At 61.7% G+C, this 19,465-nt stretch carries 22 protein-coding genes and 1 riboswitch; of the genes, 6 read left to right on the forward strand and 16 right to left on the reverse strand.

All coding sequences use genetic code 11. From position 1 onward, the window contains the following. Positions 1-134 precede the first annotated feature (134 nt). Positions 135-962 carry a DUF72 domain-containing protein gene (locus WA904_RS19260; protein ID WP_425198741.1) on the forward strand — a complete coding sequence of 276 codons (828 nt, stop codon included), beginning with the start codon at positions 135-137 and terminating at the stop codon, positions 960-962. On the opposite strand, the gene WA904_RS19265 is transcribed toward WA904_RS19260, so the two are convergent. The 7 genes from WA904_RS19265 to WA904_RS19295 form a co-directional block, all read right to left on the reverse strand. Beyond that, complete coding sequence (locus WA904_RS19265) at positions 946-2,781, reverse strand: SulP family inorganic anion transporter (protein WP_425198742.1); 1,836 nt, start codon at positions 2,779-2,781, stop codon at positions 946-948. The two genes, WA904_RS19260 and WA904_RS19265, sit on opposite strands and share 17 nt — an antisense overlap. Positions 2,782-2,811: 30 nt before the next feature. Then, positions 2,812-4,179 carry a chromate efflux transporter gene (chrA, locus tag WA904_RS19270; protein WP_425198743.1) on the reverse strand — a complete coding sequence of 456 codons (1,368 nt, stop codon included), beginning with the start codon at positions 4,177-4,179 and terminating at the stop codon, positions 2,812-2,814. Further along, complete coding sequence (locus WA904_RS19275) at positions 4,176-5,078, reverse strand: chromate resistance protein ChrB domain-containing protein (RefSeq protein ID WP_425198744.1); 903 nt, start codon at positions 5,076-5,078, stop codon at positions 4,176-4,178. Before WA904_RS19275 ends, chrA begins: the two co-directional genes overlap by 4 nt. Positions 5,079-5,198: 120 nt before the next feature. Beyond that, positions 5,199-5,798, reverse strand: a complete 600-nt coding sequence (metW, locus tag WA904_RS19280; protein WP_425198745.1) for a methionine biosynthesis protein MetW — start codon at positions 5,796-5,798, stop codon at positions 5,199-5,201. Then, a complete protein-coding gene (metX, locus tag WA904_RS19285; RefSeq protein WP_425198746.1) occupies positions 5,792-6,958 on the reverse strand; it encodes a homoserine O-succinyltransferase MetX in 1,167 nt (388 codons plus the stop codon). Before metX ends, metW begins: the two co-directional genes overlap by 7 nt. A 315-nt stretch (positions 6,959-7,273) precedes the next feature. Continuing rightward, positions 7,274-7,840: a TMEM165/GDT1 family protein gene (locus WA904_RS19290; RefSeq protein WP_425198747.1), complete on the reverse strand. Its 567-nt coding sequence runs from the start codon at positions 7,838-7,840 to the stop codon at positions 7,274-7,276. A gap of 3 nt (positions 7,841-7,843) precedes the next feature. Then, a riboswitch (yybP-ykoY riboswitch) is annotated at positions 7,844-8,030 on the reverse strand. A 23-nt stretch (positions 8,031-8,053) separates the two neighbouring features. After that, on the reverse strand, positions 8,054-8,533 hold the full coding sequence (locus WA904_RS19295; protein ID WP_425198748.1) for a VOC family protein: 480 nt from the start codon (positions 8,531-8,533) through the stop codon (positions 8,054-8,056). A 357-nt stretch (positions 8,534-8,890) separates the two neighbouring features. Here WA904_RS19295 and WA904_RS19300 point away from each other — a divergent pair, with 357 nt between their 5' ends. After that, positions 8,891-10,093 (forward strand): ammonium transporter, encoded by a 1,203-nt coding sequence (locus WA904_RS19300; RefSeq protein WP_425198749.1) that lies wholly within the window; start codon positions 8,891-8,893, stop codon positions 10,091-10,093. Between the two features lie 216 nt (positions 10,094-10,309). Here the strand turns inward: WA904_RS19300 and WA904_RS19305 are convergent, their stop codons facing one another. The 4 genes from WA904_RS19305 to WA904_RS19320 all read right to left on the reverse strand — a co-directional run bounded on the left by WA904_RS19305 (position 10,310) and on the right by WA904_RS19320 (position 12,929). Further along, positions 10,310-10,792, reverse strand: coding sequence for an SRPBCC family protein (locus WA904_RS19305; protein ID WP_425198750.1), 483 nt, complete (start codon positions 10,790-10,792; stop codon positions 10,310-10,312). Positions 10,793-10,870: 78 nt separating this feature from the next. Next, entirely contained in the window at positions 10,871-11,536 is a 666-nt protein-coding gene (locus tag WA904_RS19310) for an NAD(P)-dependent oxidoreductase (protein ID WP_425198751.1), read from the reverse strand. Beyond that, positions 11,533-12,021: an AtaL-like protein gene (locus tag WA904_RS19315; protein ID WP_425198752.1), complete on the reverse strand. Its 489-nt coding sequence runs from the start codon at positions 12,019-12,021 to the stop codon at positions 11,533-11,535. Before WA904_RS19315 ends, WA904_RS19310 begins: the two co-directional genes overlap by 4 nt. A 38-nt stretch (positions 12,022-12,059) precedes the next feature. After that, positions 12,060-12,929 carry an SDR family oxidoreductase gene (locus WA904_RS19320; RefSeq protein ID WP_425198753.1) on the reverse strand — a complete coding sequence of 290 codons (870 nt, stop codon included), beginning with the start codon at positions 12,927-12,929 and terminating at the stop codon, positions 12,060-12,062. A 101-nt stretch (positions 12,930-13,030) separates the two neighbouring features. On the opposite strand from WA904_RS19320, the gene WA904_RS19325 reads away from it, so the two are divergent. After that, positions 13,031-13,927, forward strand: a complete 897-nt coding sequence (locus WA904_RS19325) for a LysR family transcriptional regulator (RefSeq protein WP_425198754.1) — start codon at positions 13,031-13,033, stop codon at positions 13,925-13,927. 533 nt (positions 13,928-14,460) lie between these two features. Here the strand turns inward: WA904_RS19325 and WA904_RS19330 are convergent. The 5 genes from WA904_RS19330 to WA904_RS19350 form a co-directional block, all read right to left on the reverse strand. After that, positions 14,461-14,925 (reverse strand): DoxX family protein, encoded by a 465-nt coding sequence (locus WA904_RS19330; RefSeq protein ID WP_425198755.1) that lies wholly within the window; start codon positions 14,923-14,925, stop codon positions 14,461-14,463. 5 nt (positions 14,926-14,930) lie between these two features. After that, on the reverse strand, positions 14,931-15,755 hold the full coding sequence (locus WA904_RS19335; RefSeq protein ID WP_425198756.1) for a putative DNA-binding domain-containing protein: 825 nt from the start codon (positions 15,753-15,755) through the stop codon (positions 14,931-14,933). Next, complete coding sequence (locus tag WA904_RS19340) at positions 15,752-16,690, reverse strand: DUF692 domain-containing protein (RefSeq protein WP_425198757.1); 939 nt, start codon at positions 16,688-16,690, stop codon at positions 15,752-15,754. Before WA904_RS19340 ends, WA904_RS19335 begins: the two co-directional genes overlap by 4 nt. Positions 16,691-16,715: 25 nt before the next feature. Next, positions 16,716-17,009 carry a DUF2282 domain-containing protein gene (locus tag WA904_RS19345; protein ID WP_425198758.1) on the reverse strand — a complete coding sequence of 98 codons (294 nt, stop codon included), beginning with the start codon at positions 17,007-17,009 and terminating at the stop codon, positions 16,716-16,718. A gap of 138 nt (positions 17,010-17,147) precedes the next feature. Further along, positions 17,148-17,732 carry a peroxiredoxin family protein gene (locus WA904_RS19350; protein WP_425198759.1) on the reverse strand — a complete coding sequence of 195 codons (585 nt, stop codon included), beginning with the start codon at positions 17,730-17,732 and terminating at the stop codon, positions 17,148-17,150. A gap of 120 nt (positions 17,733-17,852) precedes the next feature. Here WA904_RS19350 and WA904_RS19355 point away from each other — a divergent pair, with 120 nt between their 5' ends. The 3 genes from WA904_RS19355 to WA904_RS19365 all read left to right on the forward strand — a co-directional run. Further along, positions 17,853-18,419: a sigma-70 family RNA polymerase sigma factor gene (locus tag WA904_RS19355; protein WP_425198760.1), complete on the forward strand. Its 567-nt coding sequence runs from the start codon at positions 17,853-17,855 to the stop codon at positions 18,417-18,419. A gap of 9 nt (positions 18,420-18,428) precedes the next feature. Next, on the forward strand, positions 18,429-18,674 hold the full coding sequence (locus tag WA904_RS19360; RefSeq protein ID WP_425198761.1) for a zf-HC2 domain-containing protein: 246 nt from the start codon (positions 18,429-18,431) through the stop codon (positions 18,672-18,674). A 498-nt stretch (positions 18,675-19,172) separates the two neighbouring features. Then, the coding region (locus WA904_RS19365) for an RNA recognition motif domain-containing protein (protein WP_077595119.1) at positions 19,173-19,465 on the forward strand (293 nt) is incomplete at its 3' end.

Below are 19,465 nucleotides of genomic sequence, written 5' to 3' on the forward strand. Positions count from 1 at the left end.
CGGTCCGGCTGAACTGCCACTGTAACCGTGCCGCGGATATCCTGCCAGCGCGTCGTCTGGAACGTCGCTGCACGGCAGGACATTTTCTGTGACCATGTCGAAAACTTCATCCCCTATTTGCAGGAGCCCCTGCCTTGAAAACATCCACATCCTCTCCTTTGGGCATTCGCGCCGGCATAGGCGGCTGGACCTACGAGCCTTGGCGAAAGAATTTCTATCCCGCGGGCCTGCCGCACAGCCAGGAGCTGGGTTACGCCAGCCGGCACCTCAGCGCCATCGAGGTCAATGGCACCTACTACAGCACTTTCAAGCCGCCGACTTTTGCCAAATGGCGTGACGAAACACCCGACGATTTTGTTTTTTCGCTCAAGGCCAGCCGCTTCACAACCAACCGCCGCGTGCTCGCTGAAGCGGGCGAGTCGATAAAGCGTTTTGTCGGCAGCGGTATCAGCGAACTCGGCGACAAGCTCGGGCCCATCGTCTGGCAGTTCATGCCGACCAAGGTATTCGATGCGGAAGACTTCGAAGCCTTCCTGGCGCTGTTGCCCCGCAAGGTGGATGGCCTTGCCCTGCGCCATGTGCTGGACGTGCGGCATGTCAGCTTCATGTCGGCGGACTACCTGAAGCTGGCGCGCAAATACCAATGCGCCACCGTGTTCTGCGACTCGGACGACTACCCTTCGTTTGCCGACCTGACCGCAGACTTCGTCTACGCCCGGCTGATGCGCAGCCAGGCCCGGCTGGGCAGCGGTTACGCGCCCAAAGCGCTGGACGCCTGGGCGCAGGCCGCCCGGACCTGGGCCGACGGCGGCGAGCCCGCCGATCTGCCGCGCGTGGAAGCGAAAGCCAAGGCCGGCCCACCGCGCGATGTTTTCATGTTTTTCATCAGCGGCGCCAAGGAGCGGGCGCCTGCGGCCGCGATGGGTTTGCTGCAGCGGCTGGGTTTCAAGCCCATGGCCTAGGGTCGCCTGCGCCGACGACGGGATCAGGCCTTGGCACCGTCTTGCATTCCTCAAAAATGCGCGCGGTGCACTGACGGCAAATGGCCGGGTCCAGGCGCGTGAAAATCGTGGCGATCGCGCTTCGCTTGTCGGGGAACTGGTGTTCGGGGCCCAGTAAACGGGTGAAGCCCGTGGTATGCCACATCTGGATGACTTCAGGACGCGGGCGGTGGAAGTACAAATCGCCCCCCATGGCACGACGCGCATTGAGCTCGGCCTCCCAGAGCTGCGCACCGGCCAGGTCGATGAAGTTCATGCTTTTGCCCATCACCAGCAGGTGTTTTTGCGGCTGCGGGCTGTGGCGCAGCGCGTGCAGCGTGTCGGCCACATGCTGGGTAGCACCGAAATACACCTCGCCTTCCATACGCAGCAATTTCAGCTGTGGGCACTCCGGTAGCGGGTGGGCACTGTCGGCCAGCACCACAAACTGGCGGTCCGGCGCCCAGCTGTCAAACCCCATGGTACGCATCGCCGGTTTGGACGTGCGGTACAGAAAAGACATCAGCGACAGCAGCGTGCCCAGCAGGATCGCGATTTCCAGCCGGATGCTGACGGTTGCCACCAGCGTGGCGAGTGCCACACCAAACTCGGTGCGACTCAGCGTGAACAACTGCTTCCAGCGCTTGAGGTCCAGCAGCGACACTGCCACCAGCACCAGCAGCGCCGCCAGCGCGGCCATCGGAATCTGCGCCAGCAAACCCGCACTGACAGCCACAAGGCCCAACAGCAAGATGGCAGAAAACACAGCCGCCAGCGGCGTGCGGGCACCGGCTTCCAGGTTCGGCATGGAACGGTTCAGTGAACCGCAGGACACGTAGGAGGAGAAGAAACCACCCACCATGTTGGACAGGCCCTGGCCGCGGAATTCGCGGTTGGCATCAATTCGCTGGCCGGAACGGGCGGCCACCGCCTTGGCAATCGAGATCGACTGCCCCAGCGCCACAATGGTCAGCGCAAACGCCAGGCCAAGCAACTCCGGCAGCGCCGCCCAGCTGACATGCGGAACGACAAATTTCGGCCAGGGTGTTTCGATCTGGCCGATGGTGCGAAGCGGCAAGGCCGCCGCGCCCGGGTAAGACGTCCAGGCCCAGGCCAGCGCAGTTGCAGCCACCAGGCCGATCAACATGTAGGGCCAGTTGCGGCGCCAGCGCCGCACCAGCAGGGCCGCAGCCAGGGTCACACCGGCTGCGGCCAGTGCCGCCGGCTGCACGGACTGGAGCTGGGCGAACACATGCACCAGCACCGCCGCCGCCCCATGCTCTGCCGCAACGGGCAGGCCCAGCAGGTCGGGCAAGGCATAAATGGCAATCAGCACTGCCGCGCCCGAAGTGAAACCGAACAGCGCCGCCGGTGAAATGAAATTGGCCAATGTGCCCAGCCGCAGCGCGCCGATCAGCCACTGCATGACGCCCACCATCACCGTGACAGCCAGCGCCATCTGGATGTAGACCGGGCTGAAGGCCAGCGCCAGAGGCGAAAGCATGGCAAACAGCGCCAGCGAGTTGGCGTTGGTCGGACCCGACATCACATGCCAGCTCGAGCCGAACAGCGCGGCAATGATGCAGGGGATGATGGCGGTATACAGGCCGTATTCGGGCGGCAGCCCGGCCAGCGTGGCAAAGGCAATGCCCTGCGGCAACACCAGCACAGCGCCCAGTACAGCGGCCATCGCGTCGGCGCGCAGGGTGGCCGCTGTGACCTGGTGAACCCAGTTGCCGAACAGGCGCTCCATCAGCTTCAGCGCAGGGCTGGCGGGTTTTGTTTCCGGGAATCCTTGCATGGCTGGAGCATAACGCGGCGTCGTGCGGCCTCAGGCCAGTCCGGACAGACGCAGCAGCAGGCCAGCCAGTGCGCAGGCGGCGATCACCGGGATCACACCCACCTTGTAACGCAGCAGCGCGACGCCGGCCGCCACCATGATGAAAAGCGCCGGCCATTCCATTCTTGAAGAAAAACCGGCTGAAACCCCTGCCGGGAAAAGGACATGCGCTATAAAAAACAGGGCAAGACTGGCGATCACACCCACCACGGCGGCCGTGATGGCCGCCAGCGGCGCAGTGAAGTGAAGCTTGCCGTGCGTGGACTCCACCACCGGCCCGCCGGCCAGGATGAAGATGAAAGACGGCAGAAAGGTGAACCAGGTCACCAGCAGTGCCGCCAGCGCGGCGCCCTGGAACAGGGCATCGGGCCCCAGCACCTCTTTTGTCCAGCCGCCGACAAAAGCCACAAAGGCCACGACCATGATCAAGGGTCCGGGCGTGGTTTCGCCGAGCGCGAGGCCGTCGATCATCTGCGGCCCGGTGAGCCAGCCGAACTGTTCGACCGCGCCCTGGTAAACATAAGGCAGCACCGCGTAGGCCCCCCCAAAAGTCAGCAGCGCCGCCTTGGTGAAAAACCAGCTCATTTGCGTCAGCGCCCCGTTCCAGCCCTGCCAAGCCATCAGCACGCCCATCGGCATGAGCCAGAGCACAGCGGCGGCGGCCAGCACCCTGGCCAGCCGCGAAGGGCTGAAACGCGCGTGTTCGGGCGTGGGTGTGTCGTCATCGATCAGTGCGGGCACATGAGCCGCCACCGAGCTTCCGTGCGTGCCACCGGCGGCAAATTGTCCCGGCGCAAAACGCGCGCAGAGCCAGCCGGTCAGTGCAGCACCTAGCACCACCCAGGGAAAAGGCACATGCAGGAATGCGATCGCTATGAAACTGATAGCTGTTACCGCCCAAGGGACGGGAGCTTTGACCGGATTTTTCAATGATTTGCTGCCGATGCGGTGCACCGCCTGCAACACGATGGCCGCCACCGCCGGCTTGATGCCGTAGAACAGCCCGGCCACCAGCGGCACGTCGCCAAAGGCAACGTACACCCAGCTCAGCGCAATCAGGATGACCAGCGAAGGCAGCACAAAAAGCGCGCCGGCCACCACACCTCCCCAGGTCCGGTGCATCAGCCAGCCGATGTAAGTGGCCAGCTGCTGAGCTTCCGGCCCGGGCAGCATCATGCAGTAGTTGAGCGCATGCAAAAAGCGCTTTTCCGAGATCCAGCGTTTCTGCTCGACCAGCTCCCGGTGCATGATGGCAATCTGCCCGGCCGGCCCGCCGAAGCTGATAAAGCCGAGCTTGAGCCAGAACCGGAAGGCTTCGCGAAAACTGACCGCTTTCGGCATATCGGTGATCTGCGTCATGCGCCAGCACCTTTCATGGTTTCCGGCTTCCAGTTGTGTGTTTCGGGCGGTTGTCCTTGCCACACGGCTCTGGCTTCGCTGGCGCACCAGGCGTAAAGGGCGTCGTACAGCGGCATGGCGGCTTCCAGCATCCTGTGGTCGTCGGCGTGCAGGCGAGACAAACCCAGCGAGAAGGCCAGCAAGCCGGCGCACTGCGGCTCCAGCGCCAGGCGGTCCGTGTCGGCCCCGCGCACGATGCGGGCCAGGCGGTCCACGGCCGGGTCTTCAATTTCGAACGCGCGAAGCAAGCCATCAAAACTGCACCACTCGCCTTCGTGCGACACCAGTGCGCCCGGAATATCGTAGGCCACGGCGTGCAGTCGCGCCGCTTCACTGAAGACCTGCGCGGTCGGCACATAGAAAAATTCAGCGCGTGCATCAATGAAGCGGCGTATCAGCCAGGGGCAGGCGATGCGGTCTATCTTGGGCCGCTCGCGCGTCACCCAGCGCGAAGGCTGTTCGCCGGTGACACCCCAGTCGGGACGCTTCAGAACGGTGGGCGGCCGGCAGGCACGCCATAGCGCGATGTCCTGCGGCGTATCCGCGCCCTCTTCGCCGCCCTCGATACCCCCAGCCAGGACGTACGCGTCCCAGCCGGCAGCACGCAACGCAGTGACGGCATCGGCACTGACGTTATGGCCATACACGCAGTAAACCACTGCTTCGCGCGCCGGTTCGGATGCGGCCAGCGCAGCGACATCTTCCGGTGTGCAACGACGGGCACCCGCGAGCATGCGCGAGCTTTCCAGGAATTTGCCTTCGCGGCGGACATCGAGCAGCAAGGGCATGTCAGCGCGGCCCATGCGGGCAGCGAGTTCTTGCGGGGAAATGGAAGGAACGGAAAGGATAGAGGTGTCCACGGAATACTCCAATGAGTTGCCAGCGCTTGGACGGGACACCGTCTATCTGTGAAGAGTCGGGAGGCTGAAATCCCGATGCGCAAATAATAGCATCGGTTTCGCGCTGCCGCCAACTCGTCCCTAGCCGTGCTGGAACTTGAACACTGCCCGGCTGGCGCGCGCATTGGGCCAGAAGCGGATTTCCTGGCCGTCCTGCAGGCCAAAACTGTCCAGGATGTTCAGGTGGTTTTTTTGCGCCAGCGCCGCAAAATCGCGCAGCGTGCCAACCCGGATGTTCGGCGTGTCGTACCACTGGTAGGGCAGCACCTTGGTGACGGGCATGCGACCACGCAGAACAGCCAGCCGGTTCGGCCAGTGGCCGAAATTGGGAAAGGCGACGATACCGGTGCGACCCACGCGCGCGGTTTCGCGCAACATGACCTCAGCATTGCGCAGGTGCTGCAGGGTGTCGATCTGCAACACCGCGTCAAAACTCGCATCGCCAAACATGGCCAGGCCTTCATCGAGGTTGAGCTGAATGACATTGACGCCGCGCGCCACGCAGGCCTGGATGTTGGCGTCGTCTATCTCCACGCCGTAACCGGTGCAGCCGCGCTCGCGAATCAGGTAGTCCAGCATGGCGCCGTCACCGCAGCCGAGGTCCAGCACACGCGAACCCTGGGGAACCAGCCGGGCAATCGACAACTGGTCAGCGGAAAGAGCAGGGGCGGTTTTCAGCATGGCGCCACCTTGCTCTCGAAATAGGAGCGCACTATACCCATGTAGCGCGGGTCATCGAGCAAAAAGGCATCGTGTCCGTGCGGCGCGTCGATTTCAGCGTAACTCACCTCGCGCTGGTTGTCGAGCAGCGCCTTGACGATTTCGCGGCTGCGCGCCGGCGAGAAGCGCCAGTCGGTCTTGAAGCTCACAAGCAGGAACCTGGCTTTGGCGGGTGCCAGCGCCTTCGTGAGCTGGCCGCCATGGTCGCCGGCCGGATCGAAATAATCGAGTGCCCGCGTGATCAGCAGGTAGGTATTGGCATCGAAGTATTCGCTGAACTTGTCGCCCTGGTAACGCAGGTAACTTTCGATCTGGAACTCGACGTCCTGGGTGCTGTACCGGTAGGTGCCTGCCCGCACCGGTAGCCCGGCAGAACCGCCCTCCGCACCCCTGGTTTCCACAACCGCCTGCCTGAGCTGGCGGCCAAATTTTTCGTTCATCACATCGTCGCTGAGATAGGTGATGTGTCCGATCATGCGGGCGATGCGCAGGCCACGCTGGGGCAACACGCCGTGGCGGTAGAAGTGGCCGCCGTGAAAGTCAGGGTCGGTCACGATGGCGCGGCGCGCCACCTCGTTGAAGGCAATGTTCTCGGCCGTCAGGTTGGGAGCGCTCGCCACCACCACCGCATGGCGTACGCGGTCCGGGTACTGCAGCGTCCAGCTCAACGCCTGCATGCCGCCCAGGCTGCCGCCCATGACCGCAGCCAGGGTCTGGATGCCCAACGCATCAAGCAGCCTGGCCTGGGCATGAACCCAGTCCTGCACGGTGACGACCGGAAAATCGGCGCCATAGATCTCGCCGCTGTCCGGGTTGACCTGCATCGGGCCGGTCGAGCCGAAACACGAACCCAGGTTGTTCACGCCGATGACAAAAAATACGTTGGTGTCCACCGGCTTGCCGGGGCCGATCATGGTGTCCCACCAGCCTTCCGATTTAGGCAGCTCGACACCCCGCTCATCCACGTAAACGCCGGCCACATGGTGGGAGGCGTTCAGCGCGTGACAGATCAGCACCGCGTTGGACTTGTCGGCATTGAGCGTGCCGTAGGTCTCATAGGCAAGGTTGTAGGCATGAAGGGATGCGCCGCTTTGCAACTGCAAAACGTCGGCAAAATGCATGGACTGCGGTGCGGCAACTAGCAAAATAGAAGACCCCAACAAAACTGCGAACAAAAGAAAACCCGGCATCGCTAAAAGCGAGTCCGGGTGATGGATGTTCGTCTTTAGCGGTACTTTTTAAGCGCCCGCAAGCTGAGCAAATCGGCGCTGAAGGAAGTATACCCCCGTGAATGTTAGCCCCCACGGTCGCTCACTGCGTGTAGCTTCCTGCCCCCCGTGGAGGCCGCTGCGCCTGCGGGCCGGCGAAGCCGGACCCGCGGCCCTTGCTGGTGAAGAGATACTACGTCCACCGGTTCCAGACGGGGCTGCTCCTTGTCAGGCTTTGATCAGCAGTGCCGCCAGCCCCAGCCCCGCAAAAATCAGGGCCGAAACAATATGCACCACTCGCAGCGGCACCAGGCGCGTGATACGCGCACCCAGCCACACCACGGGGGCGTTGGCCAGCATCATGCCCAGCGTGGTGCCGCTCACCACCCAGGCCCAGGCGTCGTAACGGGCGGCCAGCATCACCGTGGCGATCTGGGTTTTGTCACCCATCTCGGCCAGGAAAAACAGCAGCGCAGTGGTGCCAAAGACGCCGAAGCGCGGCAACTTGCCATCGACCGCGTCTTCAGCGAGCTTGTCGGGAATCAGCATCCAGAACGCCATCGCCATGAAGGAAGCTGCCAGGATCCAGCGCAGGGTTTGCGGGCTGATCACGGTGGTGATCCAGGCCCCTAGCGCACCCGCCATGGCGTGGTTGGCCAGGGTGGCGACAAGAATGCCGAGCACGATGGGCCAGGGTTTGCGAAAGCGTGCGGCCAGCACCAGTGCGAGAAGCTGGGTCTTGTCGCCCATTTCGGCGAGGGCGACGATGCCCGTGGAGACGAGGAAAGCTTGCATGAGGAACTCCGGCCGGTAAACCATGACTGCACGGCATCCCCGGCCTGAAGCGGAGGCTATGCAGTCAAAGGTCTCGCTGGGTTCCAGTACCTGGAGCCGCTTGCGCCATGTCCAGCCGTGCGGCCGGACAAGTCTGTTGACGCAAGCCCCATGCAGAAGTGCAGGGTGGCTACTCCCCAATGACAGGTAGCTATTTTAGCTGGTGTGGCAGCGTCAGCCGCGCCGGGCCGCTTCGATTGCAGCGATGTCGATCTTTTTCATCTCCATCATGGCGTCGAACGCGCGCTTGGCCGCCGCGCGATCAGGATCGGCGATCGCATCCATCAGGGCGCGTGGCGTGATCTGCCATGACAGGCCCCATTTGTCCTTGCACCAGCCGCATGCGCTTTCCTGGCCGCCGTTCCCGACAATCGCGTTCCACAAGCGGTCCGTTTCGGCCTGGTTGTCAGTCGCAACCTGGAACGAAAAAGCCTCGTTGTGCCTGAACGCCGGGCCGCCGTTCAGGCCTAGACAGGGGATGCCCATCACCGTGAACTCGACCGTCAGGACATTGCCCTGCTTGCCCGCGGGATAGTCGCCGGGCGCGTGATTGACAGCGCCCACCGCGCCGTCCGGGAAGGTCTCGGCGTAGAACTTCGCGGCATCCAGCGCAGTGCCGTCGTACCAGAGACAAATCGTGTTTTTGCTGACCATTTGATTCTCCTGAATTGGGGCTGAACTCAACCGCGCAGACAGCCGGACTACGCCCGCAACTGCTGGCCATGGGGCGGCATCAAGCTTATGGCCGACCCCCGCTTGCACGGTATCCATCGCGTAGACGACCACAGCAGAAACAGGGTCAGCAGATATCCAGTCAATTGGCCCGGTGAGCGGCCGGTCACGGGCCTTCGTTCAACTAACGACGGGTCCCATCCGCTCTTTTTTCAAGGCCTTCCTGACGCCCAGATTGGTGCGCACCTGTCTGGCGCAGTTTTTGCTTGATTTTGGTGCTGTTGCGCTAGGCAATCTGCTTTCGCACTAAAACAGATCAAATTATTCGAAGAGGGGCTTATGGACGCACTAAAACAGGGCTCGGATGCCTTGTTCATCCTGTTGGGCGGCATCATGGTGTTGGCCATGCATGCCGGTTTCGCATTTCTGGAACTGGGCACGGTCCGCAAGAAAAACCAAGTCAATGCACTGGTCAAGATCTTGGTGGACTTCTCGGTGTCCACCGTGGTCTATTTTGTGGTCGGTTACGGCGTGGCTTATGGCACCAGTTTTTTTGTTGGCGCCGAAGAGCTCGCGGCCAAAAACGGCTACGAACTCGTCAAGTTCTTCTTTTTGCTGACCTTTGCCGCAGCCATTCCGGCCATCATCTCCGGCGGCATCGCCGAGCGGGCTCGCTTCTATCCGCAGCTGCTGGCTACCGCCGTGATCGTCGGTTTTGTCTATCCGTTTTTTGAGGGCATCGTCTGGAACCAGCATTTCGGCGTGCAGGGCTGGATCAAGGCATTGACCGGTGCCGAGTTCCATGACTTTGCCGGCTCCATCGTGGTTCACGCCGTCGGCGGCTGGCTGGCCTTGCCGGCCGTGATTCTTCTCGGCGCACGCAGCAACCGCTACCGCAAGGACGGCGCGATTTCAGCGCACCCGCCTTCCAACATTCCCTTTCTGGCGCTGGGCGCGTGGATCCTGACCGTGGGCTGGTTCGGCTTCAACGTCATGAGTGCGCAGACCATCGACAAAATTTCCGGTCTCGTTGCCGTCAATTCATTGATGGCCATGGTGGGCGGCACGCTGGTTGCGCTGGTCCTCGGAAAAAACGATCCGGGCTTTGTGCACAACGGTCCGCTGGCCGGCCTGGTGGCCGTGTGTGCAGGTTCGGACCTGATGCATCCGCTGGGCGCACTGGTCACCGGCTGTGTCGCCGGCGCGGTTTTTGTCGTGATGTTCACACTGACGCAGAACCGCTGGAAAATCGACGATGTGCTGGGTGTCTGGCCACTGCACGGTCTGTGTGGTGCCTGGGGCGGCATTGCCGCCGGTATCTTTGGCAGCAAGGCATTGGGCGGCCTGGGTGGCGTGAGCCTTGGCGGACAGCTGATCGGCACCGCGATGGGCATCGGCTGGGCCCTGCTGGCTGGTTTTGCGGTCTACGGCGTGATCAGGGCCACCATGGGGCTGCGCCTGAGCCAGGAAGAAGAATACGAAGGCGCCGACCTGTCGATTCACCGCATCGGCTCCACGCCCGATCGCGAAGTCAACTGGTAAGGCTTTCTATCAACAATAGAGTCTGTCGGACGAGAATACAGTCCGTCGGATGATGGCGGTTGAGAAAGCCCGGTAAGGGCATAAAGGCTCTGCGCGGCAGCTCATGCGGACTTCGAGTTGCCCCCCGAGTTCACCATCGAATTTGAACCCTCACTCTGTTTAGGAAGGTTGTGATCCCGATGAGGATATGGTGCGTGTGATCACACTAAATCAACCTTATGCCTGAGCTTCCACCTGTGCCTTGGATAGATCCAGCGCTTTACCCATATAGCCCCGCCACAAGCTCCGGGTGAAAAGGCTGACCAGCGGCTTCAGGATTGCTGAGCGGCTGACGAACTTGTAGCGCCAGCGAACGGTTGTGGCGGAGCGACCCGGCAGGCTTTCGAACCACCACTCACCCCGTGCTTCGCTGGCGAGAAACCGCAGCACCCCCGTGAAGTCCGTAATGCGGTATGCGAACCGGCTCGGGTACTCGTAGTTTGTAAGTGTCTCCCGAGCGGAACTCCCGTCGGAGAAGACCACGGTCCGGCTCCGGCCCGCAGCGTCCCACGGACCGGTTTGGTTCAGCGACCCCGTTACCGATGGGAGCGGTCCAAATCCCGTGAAGATCGTTGTGAGGTCGATGGGAACGATGTGCAGGAACGTCTTTTCCTGGGATGCTTCGATCGTCGTGACTACTGTTGCTGCGGCGGATTTCATGGTTACTTCCTTGTCTAGAGTTGGTTTCATAGGCGTGCGATCAAGAGCGATCGAATGCCGGTTAGTGAGAAGGTCCGTTCACCAGGTAATCAGAGGTGAACGGCCCAGCCAGGTGTTGGTGTGCACCTGGTCCAGGACGAAGCTCGCAACATCCGCTCTCGAGATCGTCCCGCCGTGGAAGCCGGAGAGATCCGTGAGGGCCCGTATTTCGTGCTTGGCGGATTTGTCGTTCAGGACCGAAGGACGCACCAGCACCCAGTCCAACCCGCTTTCCCTGACGATCGCTTCCTGCCGATTCTTGTCGGCATACACCTTGCGCAAAAGGGCCGGGAGAATCAATCGGTCGAAAACAAACCCTCCATGGCCGGCACTGTCGCCTGCGCCCATGCCGGTGATGCACACGAGGCGCGAAACCCCGGCGGCCTTCATGGCGTTCACCAGCGCCTTTGTTGCCGACGACAGGAGCGTCACCTCTTTAAACGGGCTGACCGGCGTGCCCAGGGCGCTCACGACGGCATCGCGGCCCTCCAGCGCCTTGCGCAAGGCCGCTTCGTCACGGGCGTCACCGATGAAGACCTCAGCGCCCTCAAGGCCGCTCGCCTTTGCGGGAGACCGCGCGAGCACCCGAACCGAAAATCCCCGTGCGAGGGCTTCCTTCACGATGAGCCGACCCGTGCCGCCTGTTGCGCCGAGCACCAGTATCTTCGGGCGTGCAAGGGAATGCAGAGCGTTGACGGGGTTCATTGCGCACCTCCTGACAGCTTGCCTTGAGCCAGCAGTTCGCGCGTGCGTTTCAGTGTTGACAGCAGGGCTGCCTTGTAGCCCTTGTCGCCGTCGAATTGCGCCTGCTCGGCCTGCTCTTCGGGACCATTCGGCTCTTTGCTGCGAAGGCCGATGTAGCAATAAAAGCGAAGCTGAAGTTGCCCCGCATCGTCTTCGAAGAGTTCATTGACAATCGCGCCCTCGCGCGGGCCGGCGGCCTGGAAGAACGTCACCTTGCTGTCGGGCTCGAAAGCGATGATTTCACGAAGATCGGTGCCGGCGATGGTGGCTTCGCGCACGATGTGGGTTTTGCTCTCTTCCACGACTTCGCAGTAAGTGCAAAGGCCAGGCGGAAGGAAAAGCCGTGCATCGCGTGCCTTGAGGACCAGGCCAGCCCACGCCTGGGAACGTGTGAGCGGCACCTCGCCTTGTGGGTTTACCTGAACAGTGGCGGTCGAATAGATCATGATGGTTTCCTTGGGTCAGGGTTGCTTTACGCCGGCGCTCAGGCCGGTGCCGAAATTTCGGCGGCGAAGTCGCGGTAGGAGCGCAGCGGGCGGCCCAGGAGCTTGGTCAGGCGCTCGACGTCGCCAGCTTCGGGAACCATGCCCTCCGTCAGGAAGCGTTCGCTCATCAGGCGCATGTCATATGCCATCCAGCCCGGCATGAAGTTGCGCAGGTTCTTCTCGAAGCCGCCGGTGTCGTCGCCTCCATAGGTGATGGGGCGATTCAGGACGGTCGACCAGATAGCGGCGACAGCCTCGCCGGTCAGCGTGTCGGGACCGACCAGGTTGATCCGCTCGAGAGGCAGAGGCCCGGACGCGCGCTCGCGGCGCAGCAGTTCGATGGCTGCGATCTCGCCGATGTCGCGCGCATCGATCATGGCCAGGCCCTTGCTTCCGATAGGCATGGTGTACACCCCGTAGCCCAACACCACGTCTTTGATGGTGTGCTCGTTGTCCATAAAGTAGGCCGGCCGCAGGATGGTGGCGCCGAAGCCCATCTGCTCCAGCATCCGCTCGACGCCGAACTTGCCGGCGAAGTGGGGAACGTTCAGGTACTTGTCGCTGTGGATCACCGACAAGTAGACGATTCGGTCAATGCCTGCCTCGCGTGCCAGGTTGAGCGAGATGAGGGCCTGGGTGAATTCATCAGGGACCACGGCATTGAGCAGGAACAGGGTGGACACGCCTTTGAAGGCGAGGCGCAGGGAGTCCACGTCGAGCAGGTCACCCTGTACGACGTTCACGCTCGCCGGAAAGTTAGCCTTTGATGGATCGCGGACGAGCACGCGAACATCTGCGCCCCGGTTGACGAGTTGCTGGACAACTTGGCGGCCGACGTTGCCGGTGGCGCCGGTGATAAGGATGGTCATGAAAATTACTCCGTTTGGTTTGAAAGAGCCTTGATCTTCATCGTTTCGTTTAATCACCGATAGCCGTTATATTTAGACCATCTGTCTCACTGGTGGAACACATGGACTTACTAGCACTTGCTGACTTCACGCTTGTCGCCCGGCACGGCGGCTTCGGTCGGGCCTCCCGCGAATCAGGTCGCCCCAAGGCCACCCTGTCCCGCCGGGTGGCCGACCTGGAGAGTGGCCTCAACCTGCGGCTCTTCGAGAGGGGAGCGCGGGCGCTGAAGCTCACCGAAGAAGGGCGTGCGCTGTTCGAGAAGACCTCCGTGCTGCTTGCCGAGCTTGACGAGGCAACGGCAGCGATCGCCGCCGGCGGAGACGAGCCTCGAGGAAGGTTGCGGGTGAGTGCGCCGTTGCTCTTCTCGCAAGCCGCGATGGGAAAGCTTGCGGCCCAGTTCGCCATGAAATACCGGGAGATCCGCCTGGAAGTCACGACAGAAGATCGTGCGGTGGACATGGTGGAAGAGGGGTACGACCTGGTGATTCGCGTGAATCCGGATCCCGACGAAAGCTTGGTGGGCCGAATCTTCCTGAGAGACCGGATCGTGATGGTGGCGAACCCCGAGCTTCGCCGGCCTACACGCGGAGCACCCATTTCAGTCGTAGTGCGGGGAGGCGGAATCGGCGACCAGACGGCTGTCTGGGAACTGACGGAGAAGGGAGTGAAGAAACGCCTGACGGTTCAACCGGTCCTGAGCTTGTCGTCGCTGTTCATGGTCCGCGACGCAGTCCGTGCGAATGTCGGTGCGGCGCGCCTTCCCTTGTCGCTGGTCATCCCCGATCTGGCCGCCGGAACTCTGGTTCAATGGGGCGATGTCGCGGGGCCCGAGGTTGCGCTATGGGCGCTCTATCCCTCCCGTCGCCTGCTGAGCGCTCGTGTTTCCGCTTTTTTAAACGTTCTCAAGGAGGCGTTTCCTGAAGGGACCCCAGATGAGTTGGCGGCTTACATTAGTTGATGCCATGTCCGGCTTTTACCGGATCCGCCTGTTTTTCAGCTCTCGAACCGTACCGCTATCCCTGCATCCAAGGCACGCCGTTGAACGCCAACGCGGCGGAGACGGCTGTGTTCCTGGCCCGCTAGGTCACTGACAGAACAGTTCTTACTGACGGATCGACACGATCCGCGAGGCACTGCTTCGGATTGCGGGCGGCCTCGGCCGCCCGTTTTCTTTGGGAAGACCTTGTGATCAAGCTAGTCGTGGGTACAAGTGGCGACCGCCCGGCGCTAAGAATTGCCGGGCTTCGACAGACTACATTTCAAGGCATCCAATGCCGCCTAGCACCGCTTGCAGGCCCGACGGCTTTCGCTTCGGTTTCGCCAATTTCTTATGTCAATAAAAACAATGGGTTAGGTTGCACCCACCGACAGACCTTATTGTTTTCTATCAGCGATGAGTTGCGGCCGGCCCGGAACGACTCCTGAATTGATAGCTGCTCGCGCCCATGTTTATTGGAACAGAGCCCGATTTCTTATACAAGAATGCCCAGGTCACCGGATTTTTGGTACCAACCAGCGATCCAGCGACCACGGACCCGGGCCGTAAATCGCCAGGCCGGCGAGCAGCGAACCCCAGAAAACATGCTGCTGCAGAGCTGCAGGCGCGATCTCGCTGAGGGAAATCACCGCCACCGCGTTGACCACAAACAGGCCGAGCGCAGAGAAACGTCCTGCCAGGCCAAGCACCAGCAGCACCGGCAACACCAGCTCGCCCGCCGTTCCCATGAAGGCCGCGGCAGGCGGCGACAGAAGTGGCACCTTGTATTCGTCGGTGAACAGCGCCACCGTGGTGTCCCAGTCGCGCAGCTTGGTCAGGCCCGACAGGAAAAACACCTGCGCGACATACAGGCGTGCCAGCAATGCCGCCAGCGGCTGCAACGCATCCAGAGACCGGACCAATACACCCCATGCATCCAGGCCACGGACAAGCCAGGCTGGGCGATTGTTTGTTGTCATCATTTTTATCCTTTCGTTGTTGGCACTCGACGCGCACCGCAGACCAGGCCGATTTGTACGGCTTCAGCCAGCCAGGTATTGAAATCGAACGCCGGTGCTTTGCTGCCACCCGGCATGCTTGCGGCTTGCAGCACATCCTCCAGGGGCTCGCCGGCGATCAGCCCGCTCAGCAGTTGGTGCTCCGCTACCGTGCTGCTGCGCATGCAAGGCCTGAAACCCTGGCGCCAGACCAGCGCATGTTCGGCGCAGCCCTCGCGCAGACGCTCGCCCGCCTGCTGCAAGCTCGGCTGGCCCAGCCGGTGTGCATTGACAATACTGGCGACCGGATAAGAGCTTGCCAGCAAGGCGATGCCGGCTCCCGGGACAAGCGTGACCGGCGCCGGCTCGCCTGACGCCAGCAATGCGAATGAGGGCAGGTCGGTTTCCACATCCGCTGCGCTCGCCGCCAGGTGCATCAACCACTCCAGCCGCGCAACATCCGCCAGGTAGGGTTCATCGGCCAGTTGCGGCGCGGCGTCTACAAACGCCACAAGAGCGTCACCCCAGCAAGCCATGTCGCCGCGCAGCGGCGGATGTTCTGTCCAGAAATGGCGCGCCAGCGCCGAAAAATTTTCCAGGCCCATCAGCTCGGCCAGTACCGGGTAAGCCGCGGCCAATGCACGCTCAGCCAGCGCGTGTCCGTTGGCCCGGTAAGCCTGCAGGCCGCGCTGCCATAGCCGCTGCCGCATCGCGCCATCTTTGGGCAAATGCGGTGAAAGTGCCGCCGCATCGCCAGCACCCAGCACGGCCTGCAGCAGCGCCTGCTGCTCGGAAAAACTGTCGGGGCTCATGCCATCGCCTTCTCGCCGACAGGCAGCTGCAGCGCGCGGGCGTGTGCTGCTTCGTCAAGCAACACCTGCAGCGCCGGAATGTCGGTATCCCATTCAACCAGGGTGGCCAGGCCATCCGGTGCACCGCCAAAACATGCCAGCGCATGGCTGTAGATCTGCCAGACTGCACCGCATACGCGGCTGCCATGGTCATCAATGACGATGTCCCCGCAATCACGGTGGCCGGCCACGTGCAGTTCTGACACGGCGCGCGGCGGAATCCGGTCCAGCCAATGCCTGCAGGCGGCAACCGGGTCGCCCATGTTGCCCGCAATGCATTCATTGAGCGCGTTGACATAAATATTGTTCACGTCGACCAGCAAGCCGCAGCCGGTGCGACTGGCCAGCTCCGCAAGGAACTCGGCCTCGCTCATGTCGGAGCTGGAGAACTGAACATAGGCGGACAGATTTTCGATGTGCAGACGCCGCTTCAGACGTTCCTGCACCTGTTGCACGTTCGTGCACAACACATCCAGCGAATGCCGGTGAAAAGCGATGGGCAGCAGGTCGGCAGCATGCACCGTCGTGCCGCCCCATGTGCCGCGCGCAAAGGAGGCGTGGTCGGAAACCCGGACGGGCTCAATGCGGGCCACCAGTGCGGCCAGCTGCTCCAGGTGCCAGGGATCGACGCCCGCGGCAGAACCCAGCGCCAGCCCGACACCGTGCAGGCTGACCGGGTAGGCCTCGCGGGCCTGCTGCAGCACGGCCAGTGCCGCGCCGCCCTGCGCAAAAAAGTTTTCGGAATGGACTTCGAGGAAGTCCAGCGTCGGCCGTTCCTCGAGCATCTGGGCATAGTGCGGATGCCGCCAGCCTATGCCTGTGGTCAAAGAAGGTGAATCCATCGCGGGAACGAGGCGATCCATGTCGAAAGGCTGGTCGCCCCGTTCGGATGTCATCAGAGATCTGGAACGAAGAGAACGGTCAGCTCTTCTTGTCCATCATCGGCTTGCCCTTCATCATCTTGGCCTGGTCTGCCGTCATGCCTTTCATGCTGGCGCAGGTGCCTTTGGCGACGTATTTCCATTCGTTGGCTTCATCGCTGACCTTGGACTGGCCGGCGCAGGAATGGGTGCCGCTCAGGTTGGCGCAATCGTTCATGCCGGCCTTGGCAATGCCGTAGCATTTTTCCTTTTCCTGGGCAACGGCAGGTGTGGCAACCAGCATGGTGGACAAGAGGGAAGCTGCGGCTGCAGCAATCAGGGCGCGTTGGTTCATTTGAAAATCTCCAGTTGATTCGGACAGGTTAAAAAACTCCAACCAGCGCAGAAGTGTTTCCGTCTGGTTAAAGCTTGGTCCGGCAGGCGCCGGCCTTCTTACAGCTTTTTTTTCAGAAGATCCAGAAGAGTCAGCGGGTCACAGCAGATCGGCAATGCGGTCCCAGGCCTCGGGCGGAATCCGGCCGACATAACGCTCGACAATTTTTCCCGACTTGTCGATCAGGTAAGCCGCCGGCAACTGGGCATGGTTGCCCAGGTTGTCGCTGTAGCTGCTCTCACCCATCCAGAGTTGAACAAAGCGCTGCCGGGTGGGCACCGTGCGCGCAATGATGCGCTCATACTCCACCACGTCCTGCATGCGCCTGTCGGTGCTGATTGCCACCATTTCGAAAGGCTTGCTGGCCCAGCCCTCGTAGTTGTTGCGAAGTTCGGGCATCTTGTCGCGGCATACCGCGCAGTCGGTGGACCAGTACAACAGCAGCACCACCTTGCCCTTGAGCGAGGACAGCCTGAAGGGTTTGCCTTCCACCGTTTTGCCTTCGATGTGCGGTGCTGCGGCAACACTTTCCGCCTTGATAGGGGGCGGCGGTGTTTGCGCCTGTGAGGGTGCAGCCATCCCCAGCGCGATGAGGGCGAACACCGCCAGACCAGCGCGCTTCCGGCCGGAGCGGGAAACGCAGTGAGCGCTGGCGCGTGGTGATGCGCGATAAGTGAGGTCCATGGTGGTGTCCTTGGTGAGCTACAGTGCAAATGGCTTGGTCGCCGCTCAACCCGAATCCTTACGCGCCTGTCCGCATTTTTTCCGCACGCCCACGCTGCGGTGCGGCTAGACTTGCCACCCATGGCCACCTTTGAAGAGCAACTGGTTGAACACCGCATCTACCTCATGCGTTTTGCGAGACTGCAACTGCGCAACGATGCCTGGGCGGAAGACGCCGTCTCGGAAACCCTGCTGGCGGCACTGTCCAAGCCCCAATCATTTGGCAACCGCTCGCAGCTCAAGACCTGGCTGGTCGGCATTCTCAAGCACAAGGTCATCGACCTGATCCGTAGCCACGCCCGCGAGGTCTCGCTTCCCGACAACAGGGCCGACGACGAAGCCGATGAACTGGACAAGCTCGCTTTCCAGGCCGACGGCCACTTCGTCAGCCCGCCCGGTGACTGGGGTGATCCGCAGCAAACCCTGGCGCAAAGCCAGTTTTTCAAGGTCCTCGATGCCTGCGTCGAGCGGCTACCCCCGGCCTTGGGGCGCTTGTTCCTCATGCGCGAATGGCTGGAACTGTCCTGTGAAGAAGTCTGTAAGGAACTCTCACTCACGCCGACCAACCTGTATGTCCAGCTTCATCGTGCCCGCCTGCGTTTGCGCGAATGCCTGGCCATTCACTGGTTTGGTCAACACACCCGTTGAATGGCCATCATGAAAATCCGGTCTCTTCCCCTGACGCGCACTTGCAAACAGGCCGCAGCATTGCTGGTGGCACGGGAGGACCGCGCCTTGGGCCTGTCCGATACCGTGGCGTTGCGCCTGCATCTGCTGGCCTGCAAAGCCTGCCCGCAATTTGAAAACCAGCTGGTCACGATGCGACTGGCGATGCACCGCTGGCGCCACTACGCAAACGGTGAGGAGGCCATACCGGTCGCCGTTGCAAAACGGCCCGAATAAGGCCCGTGGCCGCAGTATTTCGAACCTTCGCGAGAGGCGAAACAAACGCCAAGGTTTGCAAAAATAGCGTGTTATGCGAACTAAAACGTAAATATGTGTTTATTTACCCGCTGCCCGTCTCTACCCCTCTTGCCCCCTGTCTGGAAAGCAGGTCAGCGGCCGAAAGTGTGCGCAAACTTTTCTCTTCCAATTGTGAAATCAAGAACCTCCTGAAAAGGGAAGGGCTGTCGCCTCGGGCTTGAAACTGCGTTTACCGCACCGGGCAAGGCGTTCAGGGGCAAAACAGGCCATTCGATCAGCACTGGCGCGGGTTTGCCCCAGTCTGCCGACGGCAAGGGTGGCTTGTCATCTGTATATCTGACGCATAATATGCGGGTGTGGATAACATCCACACAGGTTAGGTGATCGGTCAGTTTCGCGCGCTACAGCGGTACGTTAGATTTGTTGTGCTTTCGGGACCCCATCGCTTTTGTTATTGTGTTTTAGAGGAGTCCCTTCATGGGCAACAAACTATACGTCGGCAATCTGCCTTACTCGGTGCGCGACGAAGACTTGCAACAATCTTTCGGCCAATTCGGCGCTGTGACCAGCGCTAAAGTCATGATGGAACGCGACACGGGTCGCTCCAAGGGCTTTGGCTTTGTGGAAATGGGCAGCGATGCCGAAGCCCAGGCAGCTATTGCCGGCATGAACGGCCAGCCTCTGGGCGGCCGTAGCGTTGTCGTCAACGAAGCGCGTCCGATGGAAGCACGTCCCCCACGCACTGGCGGCGGCTTCGGCGGCGGTGGTGG

Source organism: Polaromonas sp., assembly GCF_049790275.1.
Lineage (GTDB): Bacteria > Pseudomonadota > Gammaproteobacteria > Burkholderiales > Burkholderiaceae_C > Polaromonas.